The sequence below is a fragment of the Kitasatospora sp. NPDC023120 genome (assembly GCF_055560835.1).
In genome coordinates this window covers 220,152-240,001 of record NZ_JBVHHY010000014.1, presented here as the reverse complement: position 1 = coordinate 240,001, position 19,850 = coordinate 220,152, and the positions used below count along the sequence as shown (strand labels likewise).

General features: G+C 72.4%; 20 protein-coding genes. 14 read left to right on the top strand and 6 right to left on the bottom strand.

Annotated features, from left to right (window positions below; genetic code table 11):
• Together ACZ3TI_RS22330 and ACZ3TI_RS22325 are read right to left on the bottom strand one after the other, a co-directional pair.
• A partial coding sequence (locus ACZ3TI_RS22330; protein WP_465728760.1) for an ice-binding family protein occupies positions 1–1,209 on the bottom strand: 1,209 nt, incomplete at its 3' end.
• A gap of 763 nt (positions 1,210–1,972) precedes the next feature.
• The gene (locus ACZ3TI_RS22325) at positions 1,973–2,767 is read right to left on the bottom strand and encodes an exodeoxyribonuclease III (RefSeq protein ID WP_465728758.1); all 795 of its coding nucleotides are present in this window, start codon (positions 2,765–2,767) and stop codon (positions 1,973–1,975) included.
• A 334-nt stretch (positions 2,768–3,101) separates the two neighbouring features.
• Between ACZ3TI_RS22325 and ACZ3TI_RS22320 the strand changes: the two genes are divergently transcribed.
• Positions 3,102–3,875: a GntR family transcriptional regulator gene (locus ACZ3TI_RS22320; protein WP_465728756.1), complete on the top strand. Its 774-nt coding sequence runs from the start codon at positions 3,102–3,104 to the stop codon at positions 3,873–3,875.
• A 130-nt stretch (positions 3,876–4,005) separates the two neighbouring features.
• On the top strand, positions 4,006–4,419 hold the full coding sequence (locus ACZ3TI_RS22315) for a hypothetical protein (protein ID WP_465728740.1): 414 nt from the start codon (positions 4,006–4,008) through the stop codon (positions 4,417–4,419).
• Positions 4,420–4,562: 143 nt separating this feature from the next.
• Here ACZ3TI_RS22315 and ACZ3TI_RS22310 read toward each other — a convergent pair whose 3' ends face one another.
• The 3 genes from ACZ3TI_RS22310 to ACZ3TI_RS22300 form a co-directional block, all read right to left on the bottom strand.
• Positions 4,563–5,726, bottom strand: a complete 1,164-nt coding sequence (locus ACZ3TI_RS22310) for an ROK family protein (protein ID WP_465728738.1) — start codon at positions 5,724–5,726, stop codon at positions 4,563–4,565.
• A 244-nt stretch (positions 5,727–5,970) separates the two neighbouring features.
• Positions 5,971–6,363: a hypothetical protein gene (locus ACZ3TI_RS22305; protein ID WP_465728736.1), complete on the bottom strand. Its 393-nt coding sequence runs from the start codon at positions 6,361–6,363 to the stop codon at positions 5,971–5,973.
• Positions 6,364–6,399: 36 nt separating this feature from the next.
• Positions 6,400–7,947: a hypothetical protein gene (locus ACZ3TI_RS22300; RefSeq protein ID WP_465728734.1), complete on the bottom strand. Its 1,548-nt coding sequence runs from the start codon at positions 7,945–7,947 to the stop codon at positions 6,400–6,402.
• Positions 7,948–8,247: 300 nt separating this feature from the next.
• Between ACZ3TI_RS22300 and paaK the strand changes: the two genes are divergently transcribed.
• The 7 genes from paaK (at position 8,248) to ACZ3TI_RS22265 (ending at position 14,877) form a co-directional block, all read left to right on the top strand.
• Complete coding sequence (gene paaK, locus ACZ3TI_RS22295) at positions 8,248–9,582, top strand: phenylacetate--CoA ligase PaaK (protein ID WP_465728732.1); 1,335 nt, start codon at positions 8,248–8,250, stop codon at positions 9,580–9,582.
• 227 nt (positions 9,583–9,809) lie between these two features.
• A complete protein-coding gene (locus ACZ3TI_RS22290; protein ID WP_465728730.1) occupies positions 9,810–10,931 on the top strand; it encodes a sugar ABC transporter substrate-binding protein in 1,122 nt (373 codons plus the stop codon).
• A 71-nt stretch (positions 10,932–11,002) separates the two neighbouring features.
• Entirely contained in the window at positions 11,003–11,782 is a 780-nt protein-coding gene (locus tag ACZ3TI_RS22285; RefSeq protein ID WP_465728728.1) for an ATP-binding cassette domain-containing protein, read from the top strand.
• On the top strand, positions 11,779–13,122 hold the full coding sequence (locus ACZ3TI_RS22280) for a sugar ABC transporter permease (protein WP_465728726.1): 1,344 nt from the start codon (positions 11,779–11,781) through the stop codon (positions 13,120–13,122). The genes ACZ3TI_RS22285 and ACZ3TI_RS22280 overlap by 4 nt, the downstream gene beginning before the upstream one ends.
• Positions 13,123–13,155: 33 nt before the next feature.
• Complete coding sequence (locus ACZ3TI_RS22275; RefSeq protein ID WP_465728725.1) at positions 13,156–13,827, top strand: class I SAM-dependent methyltransferase; 672 nt, start codon at positions 13,156–13,158, stop codon at positions 13,825–13,827.
• A gap of 128 nt (positions 13,828–13,955) precedes the next feature.
• A complete protein-coding gene (locus tag ACZ3TI_RS22270; protein ID WP_465728724.1) occupies positions 13,956–14,240 on the top strand; it encodes a hypothetical protein in 285 nt (94 codons plus the stop codon).
• Positions 14,241–14,436: 196 nt separating this feature from the next.
• Positions 14,437–14,877 carry a GNAT family N-acetyltransferase gene (locus ACZ3TI_RS22265; protein ID WP_465728722.1) on the top strand — a complete coding sequence of 147 codons (441 nt, stop codon included), beginning with the start codon at positions 14,437–14,439 and terminating at the stop codon, positions 14,875–14,877.
• Between the two features lie 246 nt (positions 14,878–15,123).
• Here the strand turns inward: ACZ3TI_RS22265 and ACZ3TI_RS22260 are convergent, their stop codons facing one another.
• Positions 15,124–16,560 (bottom strand): aminopeptidase P family protein, encoded by a 1,437-nt coding sequence (locus tag ACZ3TI_RS22260; protein WP_465728720.1) that lies wholly within the window; start codon positions 16,558–16,560, stop codon positions 15,124–15,126.
• A 112-nt stretch (positions 16,561–16,672) separates the two neighbouring features.
• Here ACZ3TI_RS22260 and ACZ3TI_RS22255 point away from each other — a divergent pair, with 112 nt between their 5' ends.
• From ACZ3TI_RS22255 to ACZ3TI_RS22235, 5 genes are all read left to right on the top strand, one after another.
• Positions 16,673–17,329: a helix-turn-helix domain-containing protein gene (locus ACZ3TI_RS22255; RefSeq protein ID WP_465728718.1), complete on the top strand. Its 657-nt coding sequence runs from the start codon at positions 16,673–16,675 to the stop codon at positions 17,327–17,329.
• A 196-nt stretch (positions 17,330–17,525) separates the two neighbouring features.
• Positions 17,526–17,726 (top strand): hypothetical protein, encoded by a 201-nt coding sequence (locus ACZ3TI_RS22250; RefSeq protein WP_465728716.1) that lies wholly within the window; start codon positions 17,526–17,528, stop codon positions 17,724–17,726.
• Positions 17,727–17,757: 31 nt separating this feature from the next.
• Positions 17,758–18,348: a radical SAM protein gene (locus ACZ3TI_RS22245; RefSeq protein ID WP_465728714.1), complete on the top strand. Its 591-nt coding sequence runs from the start codon at positions 17,758–17,760 to the stop codon at positions 18,346–18,348.
• Positions 18,348–18,830, top strand: a complete 483-nt coding sequence (locus ACZ3TI_RS22240) for a hypothetical protein (protein ID WP_465728712.1) — start codon at positions 18,348–18,350, stop codon at positions 18,828–18,830. Before ACZ3TI_RS22245 ends, ACZ3TI_RS22240 begins: the two co-directional genes overlap by 1 nt.
• Positions 18,831–19,229: 399 nt before the next feature.
• The gene (locus ACZ3TI_RS22235) at positions 19,230–19,628 is read left to right on the top strand and encodes a hypothetical protein (RefSeq protein ID WP_465728710.1); all 399 of its coding nucleotides are present in this window, start codon (positions 19,230–19,232) and stop codon (positions 19,626–19,628) included.
• Positions 19,629–19,850: the final 222 nt, after the last annotated feature.

The following is a 19,850-nucleotide window of genomic DNA, read 5'->3' as shown; positions in this document are numbered from 1 at the left end:
GGTGACGGCGTTGGTGGCCGTGTCGATCACCGACACCGTGCCATCCCATTCGTCGGTGACGTAGGCGTGCGTCCCGTCCGGGGTGACGGCGACTCCGAACGGGCCGCTGCCGACGGTGACGGTGGCGGTGACGGCGTTGGTGGCGGTGCCGATCACCGACACCGTGCCGTCGAAGAGGTTGGCGACGTAGGCGTGCGTCCCGTCGGGGGTGACGGCGACTCCTTGCGGGCTGTTGCCGACGGTGACGGTGGCGGTGACAGCGTTGGTGGCCGTGTCGATCACCGACTCCGTGCCATCCCCGCTGTTGGTGACGTAGGCGTGCGTCCCGTCGGGGGTGACGGCGACTCCTTGCGGGCTGTTGCCGACGGTGACGGTGGCGGTGACGGCGTTGGTGGCCGTGTCGATCACCGACACCGTGCCATCCCATTCGTCGGTGACGTAGGCGTGCGTCCCGTCCGGGGTGACGGCGACTCCTTGCGGACCGTTGCCGACGGTGACGGTGGCGGTGACCGCGTTGGTGGCCGTGTCGATCACCGACACCGTGCCGTCGAAGAGGTTGGTGACGTAGGCATTGTGCGGCGATGCGGCACAGGCCGGGCGGGTGATCGTGTCAGTGTCCAGTGAGACCGCGGCGGTCCGGGCCAGCGTCCGACCGTCCACGGTCACGCCCGTCGTGACGGTGATCGACGCCTGTGCCAGAACGCTTCCCCGCAGTGTGGAACTGGTTCCAAGTGTCGCGGAGCTGCCGACCTGCCAGAAGACGTTGCATGCCTGCGCACCGTTGACGAGGTCGACACTGCTCGCCGATGCCGTGGTCAGCGTGGATGCGGCCTTGAAGATGAAGACGGCGTTCGGGTCGCCCTGGGCGTCCAGCGTCAGCGTTCCGGTGATCCCGAACGTGCCCGCCGCGGAGTCGTACACGCCGGGGGTCTTGGTGGTGCCGCCGAGTTCCGTGGGAACGGTGGCGGTGGTCGGGCGCGCCGCGGCGTCGTTGTAGGCGGCCGTCAGGTCGTTCTGAGCCTGCAATGCGGCAGCGTCGGCGACGTGTTGGGTGCCGTTCACCCGCCCGGGAGGGAACCCGGTCACCGAAGTGCCCGGGCTCAGCCCGAGGTCGCCGTTGATCACGGTGGCGCCGGTATTGGTGACGGTCGACGCGGCGAGAACGGCAAAGCCGGCGGCGGTACCCAGTGAGACGGGTGGCGTGACCACCCTCGCGCCCGCGTTCGCGTTCGCGCTCAGGGGTCCGACCACACCGATCAGGACGCTGGTCACACAGGTGAGAACCAACGACGCCGGCCGGGATCGACCAGCGATCCTGCGGACGGCGCCTGTGATGCCTCGTGTCGCCATGGGCTTCCTTTCGTGCAGACCTACATCAGGGGATCCTTTCGCCGATCACGGTCGCACACGAACGACATCAATCCTGCGACGCTCGCAGACGCTGCCGGAACTGATTGCCAGTCACCCGCCTGGAGGCGTCGGAAGAAAGTTCCCCCCGACCGGTCATGCGATGCCCAACTACGGACCGCGCCGAAGCCCGATTTCCGAATTAGGCAGATCCGTGGGCAGACGGCAATCAAGCACTCGGTCCGTGACCCGGCATCCGACCTAGTCACGTACCGTGGCGGTCGCCCTCCGGGGCCGCCGAGGATCGCAACGGCCGCTCGGTGACGTACTCGTACGCCTCCCAGACCGTGGCGGTCGCCCTCCGGGGATGGAGTGGCTGACGGCTCTTCGCGGGGCCGCGCAGAAGAGCGCCAATGAGCTGGCCGAGGTGGAAAAGCTGATCGTGAACGTGTAGACGCGGCGCTCAGGTTGCCCTGCAGCCGACGGAGCCGCCCCGGTGCGGGAGAACGTGCCTGCACCGGGGCGGCGGGCTGGACTCCTTGTCGCCGCCTCCGCGCAGCGGAGCGGCACCCGCCGCCAGCGATACGAGGGCAGCCTGGGCGGGAGCTCCTCCCACAGGGGACCGTCAGAAGTCGTGGTCGTACACCACGGTGACGGGGGCGTGGTCGGACCAGCGCTCGCCGTGGGTGGCGGCGCGTTCGACGTACGCCTCGACGGCCTTGGCGTCAAGGGCGGGCGTGCCGACCTGGAGGTCGATGCGCCAGCCGGAGTCGTTGTCGAAGGCGCGGCCGCGGTAGGACCACCAGGTGTAGGGGCCGGTGCGGTCGGGGTGGAGGGTGCGGACGACGTCGACGTAGCCGGCTTCGTCGTAGACGCGGGAGAGCCAGGAGCGTTCTTCGGGGAGGAAGCCGGCGGACTTCTGGTTGGCCTTCCAGTTCTTGAGGTCCTCGGGGCGGTGGGCGATGTTCCAGTCGCCGCAGACCACGACCTCGCGGCCGTCGGCGGCGGCGCGGGCGCGCAGGGTGGTGAGGTGGACGAGGAATTCCGCCATGAAGCGTTCCTTTTCGTCCTGGCGCTCGGTGCCGACTTCGCCGGAGGGGAGGTAGAGGCTGGCGATGGTCAGGCCCGGGAGGTCGATTTCGACATACCTGCCCGAATTGTCGAATTCCGCCGAGCCGAATCCGATCGCGGTGCGCTGCGGCTCCGTGCGGGAGAGGACGGCGACGCCGGCGCGGCCCTTGGCGGCGGAGGGGGCCCAGACCGCGTGCCAGCCGTCGAGGTCGCGCAGTTCGACGGGCAGCTGCTCGGGCTCGGAGCGCACCTCCTGCAGGCAGATCACGTCCGCCTCGGTGGCGGCCAGCCATTCGATGAAGCCCTTCTTGGCCGCCGCCCGGATTCCGTTCACGTTCACACTCGTCACCACGATCACCCGGGCAGCCTACCGACTGGCCGTACCCGACCCGAATCGTGACGCGCGGCGGGCGGTGGCAGGGGCCCCCGCCGTGCCGGATTGCGACAGTGGCTGACAGGAGCTGTCGTGAACGCGGCATGAATGTGCGCGACAGTCGTATCAAACCGCGCCATTGGTCTTGACCATCTCCGGATGGAGCACCTAGGGTCCCTTACTGCAAGGACCTTTAATAAAGAAGGACGGATAAAGGCTCGCTCTCCCACCTGCCGCAACAGCGGACAGCGGGTCCGGGATCCGCCCTCCTTGTCGCAGGGCGGACGGGAACAAACAGGTGGAGGACACGGTGGGGACGACAGGACAGCTTTCTGCGGTGCCGGAGCCGAAGTACTGGCACCTGCGCACCGTGCTGCTGCGGGCCATCGACTCGGAGTTCTCCACCGGTCAGGTGCTGCCCAACGAGCGTGAGCTCTCCGCCCGCTTCGGTGTGGCGCGGGCGACGCTGCGGCAGGCGCTCGACCAGCTGGAGCTGGAAGGCCGCCTGGTGCGCCGCCGCGGGATCGGCACCCTGATCGCCGCCCCGCGCGTCGGCGTCCCGGTCAACCGGCAGGAGGAGGGCTGGCCCGGCGCCGCCCGCAGCCAGTCCTGGCGCGCGATCGACTGCACCACCGCCCCCGCCACCGCGCAGCTGGCCAAGACCCTCGGCATCGCCGAGGGCGCCACCGTGCACACCGTCCGCCGGGTCCGCCTGGTGGAGGGTCGCGCGATGGCCACCGAGTCGCTGCACGTCCCGGCCGCCGCCCTGCCGCACCTGCCCGGCTTCCGCGCCGAGAGCGACCGCGCCCGTTCGGTGCTGCGCCAGCTGGAGCGCCTGGAGGTCGACGGCGAGTCGCGCTCGGTGGAGCTGGGCGTCGCCGAGGCCGAGCAGGCCGCCCTCCTGGAGCGCCCGCCCGGCGCCCCGGTGCTGGTCCTGACCACCCAGTACGCCGCGGCCGGCCGCCTGGTGGCGGTGGCCGTCGCCACCTACCGGGCGGACACCTGCAAGCTGACCTTCGGCGAGACCGGACGGGTCGAGGTCACCCCGGTCGGCGCGACCACCGAGGTCCGCACCGCGTCCTGACGCAGGTCGAGGACGGCCCCTGAACCACTTCCGGAAACCCTCAGGTCGAGGCCCGGACGCCAACCGGCGTCCGGGCCTTTGCCGTTGGGGGAAGGGAAGGGGGAGAGGGGGCGGGGGTAGTCTCGGGGGCGTGAACCTGGTCGTGGAGCTGTGGGCGAAGTCCGAGGTCCCGGAGTACGGCGCGCTGTTCCGGGCGGACGGAACGGCGCGGGAGGTGTCCATCGACGGGCCCGACTCGCTGCGGCTGGAGCTGGGCGGGCCGTTCGCGGTCGGGGAGCCCGAGTACGCGTACGGGATCGAGGTGTTCGGCGAGGCCGAGCTGCCGGACGGTCGGGGCTACGTCTGCTGCGGCGGCGGGGGCATGGGCGACGAGGGCTTCCTCGCCCGGCTCGACGGGGAGCGCCGACTGCTGTGGGTGCTGACGTCGATCGGGGGGAACCCGTTCCTCCGGGCGTCCGTCGACTGGCCGTGGGCGCACTTCGTCAACGACTGGGGCAACACGCTCACCATCGACCTGACGGACCCCGACTTCGCCGCGCCCTGAGCCTCGGGTCCCGACAAGCGTCGGTCCCGACAAGCGTCGGCCCCGAGGAGGGTCAGGCCCCGAGGAGCGTCAGGCCCCGAGGAGCGTCGGCCCCGAGGGGCGTCGGCTCCCGAGGAGCGTCGGGCCCCGAGAAATGCGGATCGTCAGACCCGGGGTGGGTCCACCGCGAAGAGCTGCTCCTCGACGTGGTCGAGGGCGACGCGCAGGGCGCCCATCGCCACGACCTCCGAGCCGAGGGCGGCCAGGGCGACTTCGGGGGCACGCAGGGTGAACTGGGCGAGGCGTTCGCGCAGCGGGTCCAGGACGCCGTCGAGGCCGGCCGCCCAGCCGCCGATGACGACCAGCTGCGGGTCGATGGCCAGGACGAGCGCGGCGACGCCCTGGACGAGGCGGGTGAGGAAGCGGTCCATGGCGACCTTGGCGACCTCGTCGCCCTCCCGGGCCAGCCGCAGGACGCGGGCGACGGCGGCCTCGTCCAGCGGGTTGAGCGGCTTGCCGGTGGTGGACAGCAGGCGCTCCGGGGTGACCTCCTGGCCGAGCAGGTGCAGGGCGCCGATCTCGCCGGCCGCGCCGCCGAAGCCGCGGTGGAGCTTGCCGTTGATGAGGGAGCCGGCGCCCGGGCTGAGGCCGGCCATCACGAAGACGACGTCGTCGGCGCCGAGCGCCGCGCCCTGCCAGTGCTCGGCGATGGCGGCGAGGTTGGCGTCGTTCTCGATCAGGACCGGGCAGCGGAAGGAGCGCCGCAGCCGGGCGCCGAGGTCGAGGCCGGTCCAGCCGGGCATCGCGGTGCCGAGCTGGATGCTGCCCTCGCGGTCCACGATGCCGGGGGTGCCGATGCCGACGGCCCAGAGGTTGTCCCGGGAGATGCCGGCCTTGCGCAGCACCTCGGCGACGGCGGTACGGACGGCGGCGAGCCGGTCCTCGGCCTCCAGGGTCTCGTCGACCGGCTTGAAGTGACTGCCCACCACCTCGCCGGTGAGGTCGGCGAGGATGACCCGGATGTCGTGCACGCCGATCTCGATGCCGAGGATGTGCCCGGCCTCCGCGCGGAAGCGGAACCAGCGCGCGGGGCGGCCGCGGCGGCCGGTGCCCGGCTGGCCGTCCTCCTTGGGCTGCTCGACCTCGGCGACCAGCCCGGTCTCGACCAGACCCTCGATCACGCCCTCGACGGTCGGCCGGGAGAGCCCGGTCTCGCCGACGAGCTGAGTGAGGGTCACGGAGTGGCCGTTCCGCAGCGCCCGGAGCGTGACCGCCGCGTTGATCCGCCGCAGCAGCGAGGAGTCTCCTCCGGTGAGCCGATCCGCCAATGCGATGCCCTTCGCCGTTCGCGCGACTGCCCTGGCGCGCGGTGTCGAGTGCGCGGTGCCCACCGAATGGCCCGCGGGGGTGCGCCCCCGGAACGCGGCACGACGGCAGGGGGCCGCCTGCGCGGGGGCCGGAGGACAAGCGGAGCCTACCCGGGTACCGGCCCGGGCGGCGAGGATCCTCGCAGCTCACCCAGGCTTCGGTACCGAAATGGTACGGATCGGATGGTGGTGCGTGATCAGGGTTTCACCGCACGGTCACGGACGGCCCGCGCCCGGGCTGCCGGGACCGCACCGACCAGCGGGAACGCTCCGACAGCAGCGAGCCGAGGCTGCGCCGGGAGCCGGCCGACAGGGCGCTGAGGGCGGAACAGACCGAGCCCACCGAGCCGATCGAGAGCACGGACCCGACCGACCCGATCGAGAGGACGGAGCCGACGGAGCCGATGGACAGCACGGAGCCGAGCGAGCCGATGGACAGCGCCGACCCGAGCGAGCCGACCGACAGCACCGAGCCGATCGAGCCGATGGACCTGAGGGAGCCGATGGAGCCGATGGACCTGAGCGAGCCGATGGAGCCGAGCGAGCCACCGGCGTGACGGGCCGGACGTACGGAAGCGGTCGGTACGGAAGCGGTCATGGCCCTTGATCGTAGCCAACCCTCGCCCCCATCGCCTCAGTCCACCCGGGCCGCGAACAGCCGCTGCCCCAGCAGCCCCATCGGGTGCCCGTCCTCCGGCAGGGTGTGGACGGTCGGGCAGCCCGCCGCGGCGAGGGCGGCCTGCCAGTGCTCCGCCGGGTGGGCGGAGAGGTGCCGCCGGGCGTGACCGGTGATCAGCAGGTCGAGCTGTTCGTCGGTGGGTGCGAGGAGCAGCAGCCGGCCGCCGGGGGCGAGCAGGGGGACCAGGGCCGCGGCCTCCTCGTGCGGTTGCCGGGTCGCGGTGGCGACGACGAGGTCGTAGCGCCCGCCGTCGGGCGTGAGGTGGTGTTCGGCGCTGGGCCGGGGTCGGGCGGCGAGGGCCCGGGCGACGGTGGTGTCGGCGCCGTCGGGGTCGAGTTCGAGGACGCGCAGCGGCGCCGGCCGGTCGTGGGTTTCGGCGGTGGCGCGCACCAGGGCGCCGAGGGCGGTGCCGAGGTAGCCGCGGGCGGCGGACCAGCGGATCGGGGCGGAGGCCGGGTGGGGCGTCGCCTCACCGGTGATCAGACGGGGCAGCTGCTGCGCGCTGCGCCGTACCCGGTCGAGGGCGGCGGCCGGGCCGAGGCCGTCGGCCCAGGCCTCGGCGACCGGCCGCCAGGAGTCCCGGACCGCGACGGTGTCGAGCGGGGGACCGCCGTGGAAGACCGCGCCCTGCGCGCCGCCGTCGTGACGGGTGATCAGGCCGTGCCGGGCGAGTGCGTCGAGCCAGCGGGAGACCCGGGGGCGCTGGGCGGGGACGACCATGGCGGTGGCCAGGACCTCGGCCTCGGGGTGGCCGCGTCCGGGGTCGGTGAGGGCGTCGCTCTGCTGGAGGGCGAGCAGCAGGGAGGAGAGCACGGCCCGGTCGAGGTGGGCGCCGAACTCGAGGAGCTGTTCGGCGGTGACGCCGATGCTGTGCTTCCAGGCGGCGGCCGTGGCGGCTTCGGCGTCGGCGCGCAGCCGGCGGTCGGCGGCCTCGGTGTTGCTGTCGGGGGCGCGGACGTGGGCGAGGACGGCGCCGAGTGCGTCGACGGCGGCGTACACGTCCTCCTGGCGGGGTTCTGGGCCTATGTGCAGGACGAGCCGCAGCGCGCCGAGGTCGTGGGCGGCGGGGTCGGGCAGCCGGCTGAGGCGCCAGAGGAGGGCGGAGGGCAGGCTGAGGTGGGTGGTGCGGTCGGCGGCGACGGCGGCGAGCTGCCGGTCGGGCTGCTGCTCGGGGTCCCCGCAGTGGACGGTGCCGCCGGCCAGCAGGGTGGCGAGGGCGAGGTCGACGGCGAGGTCGGTGACGGGGTGCAGCACGGTGTGCCGGATCGGCGGCGGGCCGAGGACGCCGGCCCAGTACCGCAGCCGCTGTTCGGCGGCGCGGGCGGCGGAGGGTGACAGCGCGGCGTGCTCCGCGACGCGGTCCGCGAGGGCCCGCGGCAGGCCGCCCGGCGGGGAGACGCCGAGCAGCAGGCCGATGCCGCTGATCGCGCGCCCGTCGGCGACGACGGCGGGTCGGTCGCCGAGCTCGCGCAGCGCGCTGACCAGGTCGGAAGTCGGGGGCACGGTGATCACTCCGGGGTGCGGGGGAAACCGCACCACTGAACCATGTGGTCGGGCCGGGCGACGGCGCCTACGAGTCAAGATTCCGTAATGATTTTCATATCGGACAGCCAAACTCCGCCCGCCCTGCCGGGCGAAGTCGGCGCGAAGCCATCGGAACTTCGCATTCCGGACCTGCGGCGCGATCCCTTGACACTCGGTTCGGGTGCTGGATTACTGGCCCTGACTGCGCCTGACCGAACGATCGGTAGGCAGCTCCTGAGGCGGCTGGCCCCGGAGCCGCCGACCAGCGAAGGAGCGACGATGACCGGCACCGCACCCGTCCCGCGCCGACACCTCGGGGAGCCGATCCCGCCCGAGCTCCTGGACGCCGGTGAGCGGATGGGCGTGGACGAGCTGCGCGCCCACCAGCTCACCCGGCTGCGGGCCACCCTGCGGCACGCGTACGACAACGTCGAGCTCTACCGCCGCAAGTTCGACGCGGCCGGTGTCCGCCCCGAGGACTGCCGCACCCTGGCGGACCTCGCCCGCTTCCCCTTCACCACCAAAGCCGACCTGCGCGAGGGCTACCCCTTCGGCATGTTCGCCGTCCCGATGGACCGGGTCCGCCGGATCCACGCCTCCAGCGGCACCACCGGCCTGCCCACCGTGGTCGGCTACACCGAGAACGACCTCTCCATGTGGGCCGACGTGGTCGCCCGCTCGATCCGCGCGGCCGGCGGCAGAGCGGGCCACAAGGTGCACATCGCGTACGGCTACGGCCTGTTCACCGGCGGCCTCGGCGCGCACTACGGCGCCGAACGGGCCGGCTGCACCGTCATCCCGGCCTCCGGCGGCATGACGGCCCGGCAGGTGCAGCTGATCCGGGACTTCGAGCCCGAGATCATCATGGTCACCCCGTCCTACCTGCTCACCCTGCTCGACGAGTTCGAGAAGCAGGGCATCGACCCGCGCGGCACCTCGCTCAGGGTCGGCATCTTCGGCGCCGAGCCCTGGACGGAGGAGATGCGGCGCGAGATCGAGGAGCGGATGGACCTGCACGCCGTCGACCTCTACGGCCTCTCCGAGGTGGTCGGCCCGGGCATCGCGCAGGAGTGCGTGGAGACCAAGGACGGACTGCACATCTGGGAGGACCACTTCTACCCGGAGGTCGTCGACCCGTTCACCGACGAGGTGCTGCCCGAGGGCGAGGGCGGCGAGCTGGTCTTCACCTCGCTCACCAAGGAGGCGCTGCCGATCATCCGCTACCGCACCCGCGACCTCAGCCGGCTGCTGCCCGGCACCGCGCGCCCGGCGTTCCGGCGGATGGAGAAGGTCACCGGGCGCAGCGACGACATGATCATCCTGCGCGGGGTGAACGTCTTCCCGACCCAGATCGAGGAGATCCTGCTGCGCACCCCGGGCGTCGCGCCGCACTTCCAGCTGCGGCTCACCCGGGAGGGGCGGCTGGACCGGATGACCGTCCGGGTCGAGGCCCGGCCGGACGTGCCCGTCGAGCAGCGGGAGGCGGCGCGGGAGGCGATCGTCCGGGCGGTGAAGGACGGGGTCGGCGTCACGGTCGCGGCCGAGGTGGTGGAGCCGTACACCCTGGAGCGCTCGGTCGGGAAGATCAAGCGGGTGGTGGACGAGCGGGGCTGAAGCGCGCAGCGGGCCGGACGGGGCCGAAGCCCCGGCTGACCGAGCCGGGCTGAAGCGGCGCCAGACCGGGCGGGGCCGGACCGCGCGGCGGGCCGCACGGTCCCGGACCGACGAGGGGGCCGGACGGGGGGTCCGGCCCCCGTTCGGCGCAGCAAGGATCGTGGTGGCGGCCGGAGCTGCGCAGACTCGGATGCGTGGGGGTGGACTCAAACCGGAGAGGCATCCTCATGAGCATTGGGCTTCGCCGCGTCCTCGCGGTCACCGCAGTGGTTTCCCTCGGCCTGGGCGCGGCATCCTGCGGCAGCGCCAAGCAGTCCTCCGGCGGCACTTCCACGGGCGGCGCGACCGCGAGCGGCAGCGTCTCGGTGGGAGCCGTCCGGATCGGGCTGCTGCTGCCGGAGACCAAGACGACCCGCTACGAGCAGTTCGACCGCCCGCTGATCGAGCAGAAGATCAAGGAACTGGCGCCGCAGGCGCAGATCGACTACTACAACGCCAACCAGGACGCGACGCTCCAGCAGACCCAGGTGGACACCGCACTCACCAAGGGCGACAAGGTGCTGATCCTGGACGCGGTGGACTCCAAGTCGATCCAGTCCTCCGTCCAGAAGGCCCACGACGCGGGCGTCAAGGTGCTGGCCTACGACCGGCTCGCCCAGGGCCCCGCCGATGGGTACGTGTCGTTCGACAACCACAAGGTCGGCGAACTGCAGGGCAAGGCCCTGGTGGACGCGGTGGGCAGCAAGGCGAGCGCCGGCCAGATCTTCATGATCAACGGTTCGCCGACCGACCCCAACGCGGCCGACTTCAAGGCCGGCGCGCACAGCGCGATCGACGGCAAGCTGAAGGTCGGCAAGGAGTACGACACGCCCCAGTGGGACGCGAACCAGGCCAACCAGGAGGCGGCCGCCGCGATCACCGCGATCGGCGCGCCCAACGTGGTCGGCGCCTACTCGGCCAATGACGGCATGGCCGCAGGTGTCGCGACCGCGCTGAAGGCGGCCGGCCTCAGCGTCCCGCTCACCGGTCAGGACGCCCAACTCGACGGCATCCAGCGGATCCTGATCGGCTCCCAGACCATGACGATCTACAAGCCGTTCAAGCCCGAGACCGACGCGGCCGCCGAGATGGCCGTCGCGATGGCCGCCGGAAAGGCGCTGGACTCCACGCTCGCCCCGACCACGGTGACCAACGGCAGCGGCAACAAGGTGCCGGCCAACCTGCTCACCCCGATCGTCGTCACCAAGGACAACGTCAAGGACACGGTGGTCAAGGACGGCCTCTACACCGTCGCCCAGATCTGCACGCCGGACTACGCCGCCGCCTGCCAGGCCGCCGGCCTCCAGTAGCCCACGCCCCCCCCTCGAACCCGAACAGGCCCCGCCCCCACGACGGAGGCGGGGCAAGGGAGTTGGTCACTGTGGCAGGTGAGACCGTACTGGCCCTGCGCGGGGTCTCCAAACGGTTCGGCGCCGTCCAGGCGCTCACCGACATCGAACTGGAGGTGCACGCCGGCGAGGTGGTCGCCCTGGTCGGCGACAACGGCGCCGGAAAGTCCACCCTGGTCAAGGCGATCGCCGGGGTGCACCAGCCCGACGAGGGCGTCATCGAGTGGCAGGGCAGGCCGGTGGCCATCCACCGCCCGCAGGACGCCCAGCATTTGGGCATCGCGACGGTCTACCAGGACCTCGCGCTCTGCGACAACCTCGACGTGGTCGGGAACCTCTTCCTCGGCCGCGAGATCCGGCGCTTCGCCGTCCTCGACGAGGTCGCGATGGAGAAGCGCTCCCGGGCGCTGCTGGACACCCTCTCCATCCGCATCCCCAGCGTGCGGATCCCGGTCGCCTCGCTCTCCGGCGGGCAGCGCCAGGTGGTGGCCATCGCCCGCGCGCTGATCGGCTCGCCCAAGGTCGTGATGCTGGACGAACCGACCGCCGCCCTCGGCGTCGAGCAGACCGCCCAGGTGCTCGACCTGGTCGAGCGGCTGCGCGAGCAGGACCACGGCGTGATCCTCATCAGCCACAACATGGCGGACGTGATGGCCGTCGCGGACACCGTCGCGGTGCTGCGCCTCGGACGCAACAACGGCGTCTTCGACAAGCGCTACACCAACCAGGAAGAGATCATCTCGGCCATCACGGGCGCCACGGACAACGCCGTGACCCGCCGGAAGGCCCGCGGGCAGGAGGGCTCCCAATGAGCGAGAACATTCCCGGAAGCCCCCCGGGCGGCGAGCCGGAGCGCCACCACGTCCCGCTGCCCGAGGACAGCATGCCCAGGGGCGGCGTCAACGCCCCCGTACCGGTGGCAGCCGAAGCCACCCCCGCGGTCGACCCGCGGCTGATCGTCCGGCAGGAGGGCATCAAGGGCTACGTCGGCGAGTTCCGTCGCCGCGTCAGCAGCGGCGAACTCGGCTCGCTGCCCGTGGTACTGGCCCTGATCGTGATCTGGGCCGTGTTCGGCAGCCTCAACAGCAGCTTCCTGTCCGCCCAGAACCTTTCCAACCTGTCCCAGCAGATCGTCGGCACCGGCATGATCGCGATCGGCGTGGTCTTCGTGCTGCTGCTCGGCGAGATCGACCTCTCGGTCGGCTCGGTCAGCGGCCTGTGCGCGGCGATCTACGCCGTCCTGGAGGTCAACAACGGCGTCAACCAATGGGTGGCACTGCTCACCGCCCTCGTCGGCGGCGCGGTGGTCGGCGTGATCCAGGGCGTCTTCTTCGCCAAGGTCGGAGTCCCGGCCTTCGTGGTCACCCTCGCCGGTAACCTCGGCTGGAACGGCCTGATGCTGCAGATCCTCGGCACCACCGGCACCGTCAACCTCTCCGGCCACGACATCGTCTCCCGGCTCTACACCACCATCTACGGGCAGCAGATCGTCGCCTACGGCACCGCGGCGATCGGCGTCGGGCTGTTCCTGGTCGCCTCGCTGGTGGACGCCCGCCGGCGCCGGGCGGCCGGGGTGCCGTCCCGACCGCCGACCGACATCGTGCTCAGGACCGTCCTGCTGGCGATCGTCGCCTTCCTCGCCGCCTACACGCTCAACCAGTACAAGGGTCTTCCGCTCGCGCTGCTGATCTTCCTGATCTTCATCGTCGTGCTGGACTTCGTGCTGCGCCGCACCTCGTACGGCCGCCAGGTGTTCGCGCTCGGCGGCAACATCGAGGGCGCCCGGCGCGCCGGCATCAACGTGTCCTGGATCCGGATCAGCGTCTTCACCATCTGCTCCACCATGGCGGCGGTCGGCGGTCTGTTCCTGGCCGCGCAGATCCAGTCCGCCAGCCAGACCTCCGGCGGTGGCAACCTGCTGATGAACGCCATCGCGGCGGCCGTCATCGGCGGCACCAGCCTGTTCGGCGGGCGCGGCAAGACCTGGTCGGCGCTGCTCGGTGCGCTGGTGATCGGCTCGATCCAGTCCGGGATGAACATCCAGGGCTTGAGCAACGCGATCCAGTTCATGATCACCGGCTTGGTCCTGCTCGCCGCCGTCGTGGTCGACTCCCTGGCGCGCCGCACCCAGAAGGCCGCCGGGCGCGCGTGAGCGCACCCCCCCGCTCGGCCCTATGCTGCGGGCATGCCGAGTGAGCTGCGTACTCTCCGACCGGCCGACGACCTCGCCCTCGTCCGGCGCGAGACCGAGCTGAAGCCCGTCCCCTTCGTGCCCGAGATCTGCCTGCACATGGCCGAGGACGCGATCGCCCTCTGGGAGACCACCGAGCGGGAACGCGGGCGGGCCGGACTGCCCCCGCCGTTCTGGGCCTTCGCCTGGGCGGGCGGGGTGGCCGTCACCCGCTACGTGCTGGACCACCCCGAACTGGTGACGGGCCGCACGGTGCTGGACGTCGCCGCCGGGTCCGGACTCGTCGGGGTGGCCGCCGCGCTGTGCGGCGCGACCTCGGTGCGCGCCGCCGAGATCGACGCCTACGCGGTGGCCGCGATCGGCCTCAACGCCGAAGCCAACGGGGTCCGGGTGGACGGCGCCCTGGTGGACCTGGTGGACGGCGACGGCGCCCCCGCCGAGGTCGTCCTCGCGGGCGACGTCTTCTACGAACGGGCCATGGCTGCCCGCTTCCTGCCCTTCCTGGAACGGGCCGCCGCGCGCGGCGCCACCGTCATCGTCGGCGACCCGGGCCGCGCCTACCTGCCGCGCGAGCGGTTCACGGCGGTGGCGGCGTACCAGGTGCCGGTGGTCGCGGACCTGGAGGACACCGCGGTCAAGACCACGACGGTGTGGCGGCTGGGCTGACGTACCGCTGTCGGGGCCGGGACGCGGGCGGGTGCAAAAGGTGACACAAGATCATGTCATGATGGTTACTGACTGGTAATCCGCTGATGGCCAGTCAATGCAATGCGCACCACCGTAAGGAGTCACTCATGCGTCGACGCATTCCCGCCCTCGTCCTGACCGCGGCCCTGGCCGGCGGCGCCCTGGCGACGGTTGCCCAGGTCGCCACCGCCCAGCCCGCGGCCGCCGCCTCGATCACCGTCGACCTCAACCAGATGCGCCAGCAGGTCTCCGACCTGCGCCGCAAGGCTGCCCAGCTGGACCACCTGGGCGAGCGGGACGCGGCTCGCAAGGCCCGTGCCCAGGCCGACGCGCTGCAGCGCCGGATCGACCAGCTGGAGAAGTCCGAGCGCGAGAGCAGCCGCCACTTCTGATGACCGCCGCTTCCGACGGTCGCTGATTCCGGCGGTCGCCGCCTCTGACGACCGCCGCGTGATCGACGCCGCCCGCTCCGCCCGCCTGCCGGGCCGGGGCGGGCGGCGCCGTCGTTCCGCGGTCGAGGCGGCGGCGGGCCGTCCAGGGCGTGGAATTCCCGGTGCCGGGGCCCGGGCCGCTGCTAGACAGGCCGGCATGACCGACACGATCGCGCTGCGCCCCGCCACCCCCGACGAGATCCCCGCCCTGCTCGCCCTCTGGGCCCGGGCCGCCAAGGGCACCAGCATCACCGACGACGAGGCGGGCGTGGCCGCCCTGCTCGCCCGCGACCCGGAGTGCCTGATCGTCGCCACCCCGGCCGAGGACCCGGCGGCCCTCCTCGGCACCGTGATCGCCGGCTGGGACGGCTGGCGCTGCCACCTCTACCGCCTCGCCGTCGACCCCGGGCACCGCCGCCGCGGCATCGGCGCGGCCCTGCTCGCCGCCGCCGAGGAGCGCTTCGCCGCACTCGGCGGGCGCCGTGCCGACGCCATGGTGCTGGACGACAACGCGCTCGGCCACCGCACCTGGCAGGCCGCCGGGTACGAGCCCGAGCCGCAGTGGAGCCGCTGGGTCAAGCCGCTGGAGAGCAACTGACCGGGTGGCCCGTCCGGACGGCCGCCGACCGCTGGCGGCCGGTTCCGGCGCGTGGTCCGCTGGGCCCGATGCGTATGCGAACGGCTTCGTTCCGTCACGCCCGCGCCCCGACCCGCCCACCCGACAGGGGACCACCAGGCCGGGGACGCGGTGGGGCGGATGGCGACGGCGCTGGGCAAGCTGAAGTAACAACCCCCGTACTGTGCGGCACCCGGGTGCTCCCGGGTGCCGCACGGCGTCGCGGCGTCAGCCGCGCAGGCGCGCCAGCCAGGCCTCGACCTCGTCGGAGCGGCGGGGGAGGGCGGCGGAGAGGTTCTCGTTGCCGTCCTCGGTGACCAGGATGTCGTCCTCGATCCGCACCCCGATGCCGCGGTACTCCTCCGGCACCGTCAGGTCGTTCTCCTGGAAGTAGATGCCCGGCTCGACGGTGAGCACCATGCCCGGCTTCAGCGGGCCGTCCACGTGCAGCTCGGTGAGGGAGTGGGCGCAGTCGTGTACGTCGATGCCCAGCATGTGGCCGGTGCCCGCCAGGGTGAAGCGGCGGTGCAGGCCCAGCTCGTACACCTTCTCGGCGGTGAGGTCGCCGAACAGGCCCCAGGAGGTGAGGTGTTCGGCGAGCTCGCGCTGCGCGGCGTGGTGGAAGTCGCGGAAGTCCGCACCCGGCTTGACCGCCGCGATGCCGGCCTCCTGGGCCGCCAGCACGGCGTCGTAGACCTTGCGCTGGATGTCGGTGAAGCGGCCGCTGACCGGCAGGGTGCGGGTGATGTCGGCGGTGTAGAGCTCGTTGGTCTCCACGCCCGCGTCGAGCAGCAGCAGGTCGCCGGGCTTGGCGTGGCCGGTGTTGCGCACCCAGTGCAGGGTGGTGGCGTGCGCACCGGCCGCGGCGATGGTGCTGTAGCCGACGTCGTTGCCCTCGATCCGGGCGCGGACGAAGAAGGTGCCCTCGATCAGCCGCTCCGGCGTCGCCGAGTCGGTGCCGAGCACGCGCACCACGTCCTCGAAGCCGCGGGCGGTGGCGTCGCAGGCGAAGCGCAGCTCGGCGATCTCGAACTCGTCCTTCACCAGGCGCAGTCCGGACAGGAAGACCTCGAACTCCTCGTCCCGCTCGGCGACCGACCGGCCCGCGAGGGACTGCTCCACGGCCGCGTCATGGCGGCGCAGCACCCGCACCGGGCCGGTGCCCGCGCGCAGGTCGGCGTGGAGGGTGCGGACGTCCCGGCAGGGCAGGCCGAGCAGCCGCTCGCTCTCGGTCAGGCTGTTGCGGCGCCCGTCCCACAGCTCGCCGTGGCCGTCCAGCCAGAACTCGCCGTTCTCGATGCTGGAGCGGTTGCGCAGGTACAGCACGGCGGTGTGGCCGCGGGCGCCCGTGGGCTCCAGCACCAGCACCGAGTCCTGGGACTGGTCGCCGGTCAGGTAGACGTAGTCGGAGGACGGGCGGAACGGGTAGTCGGTGTCGTTGGCCCGCACCTTGGGGTTGCCGGACGGGACCACCAACAGCTCGCCGGGGAACGCGGCGGACAGCTCGGCGCGCCGCCGGGCGGTGTGCGCGGCCTGCGGGATCGGCTCCAGGGCGGTGCGCTCGGTGTCGGCCCAGCCCTGCTTCATGTTCTCCGCGAGCTCGTCGGTGACGCCGCGGGTGAGGCCGTTCTTCCGGTACTTGATGGTGTCGGCAGGCTCGGTCACTACGGTCTCCTGATGAAGGTGGCGGATGCGATGCGCTTCGCTACGCTGCTCCGTCCGTCGGCATGCGTCCCGTACGGTATATCGAACATCGCCGCGAGAGAAGAGGTCGACCGTGAACGACACCGAGGAATCGGTCCGGGGCGTCCTCGCCGCCAACCTGAAGCGGGTACGGGCGCAGCTCGGCCTGTCGCTGTCCGAGCTGTCCCGGCGGGCCGGGGTCGGCAAGGCCACGCTGTCCCAGCTGGAGTCCGGGGCCGGCAACCCGACCCTGGAGACCGTGCTCGGGCTCTCCCGGGTGCTCGGCGTACCGATCTCCGACCTGGTGGAGGCGAGACCCGCCGACGAGGTCACGGTGGTGCGCGCCGCCGACGTCGAGGTGCTGAGCGGCCGGGGCGTCGACCTGCGCCCGCTGCGCCGGATCGAGTCCGGCGACGTGGTGTTCGAGGTCTACGACCAGCAGGTCCGCACCGACGGCACCCAGATCTCCGGTGGCCACACCGGCACCGAGCACACCATCGTCCAGTCCGGCCGGCTGCGCGTGCGGGCGGGCCGCCGCGAGGTCGAGCTCGGCCCCGGCGACTACATCGGCTTCGACGGCGCGTTGCCGCACTCCTACACCGCCGTCGGCGGCGAGCCGGTCCGCTCGGTGCTCCTGCTGCAGTACCGCGCGGAGCAGCGGCTGCACCTGGCCGATCGGGGCGGCGAGGGCGACCGGGGTGACGGGGGCGACGAGACGTCCGGGCGGCTCGCGCTGGAGAGCGAGCACTGAGCCGCGCGGGGGTTGGTTCCTCGGTCCGGTTGTTCGGTTTGCCGAACGGGGTTCGCGGCTGTGCCGTCCCGTCGGCCCGGCAGGGCGCCCGTCGTCCGGGCGGCCGCCAGGAGTGGCAGCGTCCGGTGGTGTGCGGAAGAGTCCTGGGTGCCGCGAGGGACCGAACCCTCGCGCCCAACCCCCGAGGAGAGTCGCCATGAGCACTCCGCAGACCGGTACGAGCGGCGTCGACGTCAAGCTGGACGAACAGGGCCGCGTCGTCGTCACCTCACCCCAGCTGGCCAAGTTCGTGAGCACCGGGGGCGAGGTCCCCTTCGAGCACCTCGGGCACGGCGGCGGCATCACCAACATCTGCCCCAACATGGTCGCGGGCTGCGGCAGTACCCCCCCGCAGTAGCCCGACCGCCGCCCCGAGGAGAACCGCAACCATGACGCAGACCCTCACCGCGCCCGCTACGGGCCCGAACACCTCCCCGGCGTTCCGGGCGCAGGCCGCGGCATCCCTGACGAACCAGGTCCTGCACCTGATCGTCCTCCCCACCGAGCAGTGCAACTTCCGCTGCACCTACTGCTACGAGGACTTCACCGTCGGGCGGATGAGCGAGGCCGTGGTCGGCGGCCTCAAGCGGCTGATCGACCGGCGCGCGGCGGACCTGCGGCGCCTGGACATCTCCTGGTTCGGCGGGGAGCCGCTGCTGGCGCGCTCCATCGTCGAGGAACTCTCGGGCCACGCGGCGGACTTGGCCGCCGGTCGGGACGACCTGCGCTACCGGGCCGACATGACGACCAACGGCACCTGCTCGACGCCGAGACCGCCCGCAAGCTCGCGGCGCTCGGCGTCGACCGGTACCAGATCTCCCTGGACGGGCCCGCCGCCGCCCACGACACCACCCGGCTCCGCGCGGACGGCCGCGGCTCCTTCGACCGGATCTGGCGGAACCTGCTGGAGATCCGGGACAGCGGCGTGGACGTCGGCGTGGTGCTGCGGGTCCACCTCACGCCCGCCAACCTGCCCCTGATGCCCGACTTCCTGGCCCGGCTGCGCGACACCTTCCTGGAGGACGAGCGGTTCTCGCTCCACCTCAAGCCGGTCGAGCGGATGGGCGGGCCGAACGACCGGACGATGGAGATCCTCGCCCAGGAGCTCCGCCCGCAGATCCTGAACGGGCTCACCGCCGTGGCGTACGACGGGCTCCCGGCCGAGCCGGGCCCCGACGACGCCCTGCCCGTCTGCTACGCCGCGCAGCCGAACTCCCTGGTGATCCGGGCCGACGGCACCGTCGCCAAGTGCACGGTGGCGCTCGCCGATCCCGCCAACGCGGTCGGCCGGCTGCTGCCGGACGGCACGCTGCGGATCGACAACGAGCTGCTGGCCCCGTGGGTGCGCGGCTGGGCGGCCGGCGACGAGAGCGCGGTGCACTGCCCGTACGCGGGGATGAAGCGCCCGGCACCGGCCCCGGCACTGCTGCAGATCGGGATGCCTCGCAACCTCGCGCCGTGACGGTCGGGCCGGGCGGGGCGTCAACGGCCCCTCCGATGTTCCGCCTCGGGTGCACGAACGACGTGGAAACGGTCCGTGAATTGTTCATCCGTCGGGGTTCCGGTTCGACCGGCCTCGATGGACGGGCTTGTTGCGGGGGTGGGGGCGTGGGAGGGGTGGGGCGCTTGGGGCCCGGGGGCGCGTTGCCCCTGCGTACGGGCCATGAGGGGCGGGTTCGTCGCCCTCCCGGCAGGTCGGTGCCGTCGGGGTGGCCGGCCGCCGATGACTCCCTCGGACGGCCGTAACCCGTGCCGGGCGCCGTTCGGCGGACTGCTGCCACGTGGCGCCGGGGCGGGGCATCATGGGCCGCGACGGGACGTCGCGGAGCAGGTGGAAACAGGCGGAACAGGGAGTCGACCGATGAGAAGGCCGATGATGGCGTTCGGCTGTGCGAAGTGCTACGGCGAGGACGCGCATGCGGTGTGGCGGGGGCAGCGGGAGGGCTTCGAGCAGGAGACCGAGGTGGTCGACGGCTCGCGCTTCTCGGTGGACGTCCGGCGCTGCCGGGACTGCTCGCAGCGGTTCGTCTGGATCGTCACCACCTCCGTCGACTGGATGGGCGGCGACGACGCCCAGCACGTGACGGTCATGCCGCTCACCGCCGCGGAGGCGACCGGTCTGGTCGCCGGCACCCTGCGCCCCGTCGAGCTCGGCGCCCTGGGCCGCGACCGGCGCCGCCTGAACCACGACTGGCCCACCGGCGGTCCGGCCAGCCTGCACTGGAACGCGGGCACGTTCAGGGTCGCGGACGCCCGCTGAGACCGCGGGCGGAGCGCGGTGCCGTGGGACCGGGAATGCGGGCGTTGATCGGGTGTCTACCGGCACCTGCGAGCGTGCGGGCGAACCGGGCGGCTGGTCGCCCCACAGGTCGTCGATGAGTTCGTCGACCGTGACGACCGCGCCGGGCCGCAGCAGGAGGGCGGCAAGTACGGACCGCTGCCGAGGAGCCCCCAGTTCGACGCTGGTGCCGGAGCGCTGCAC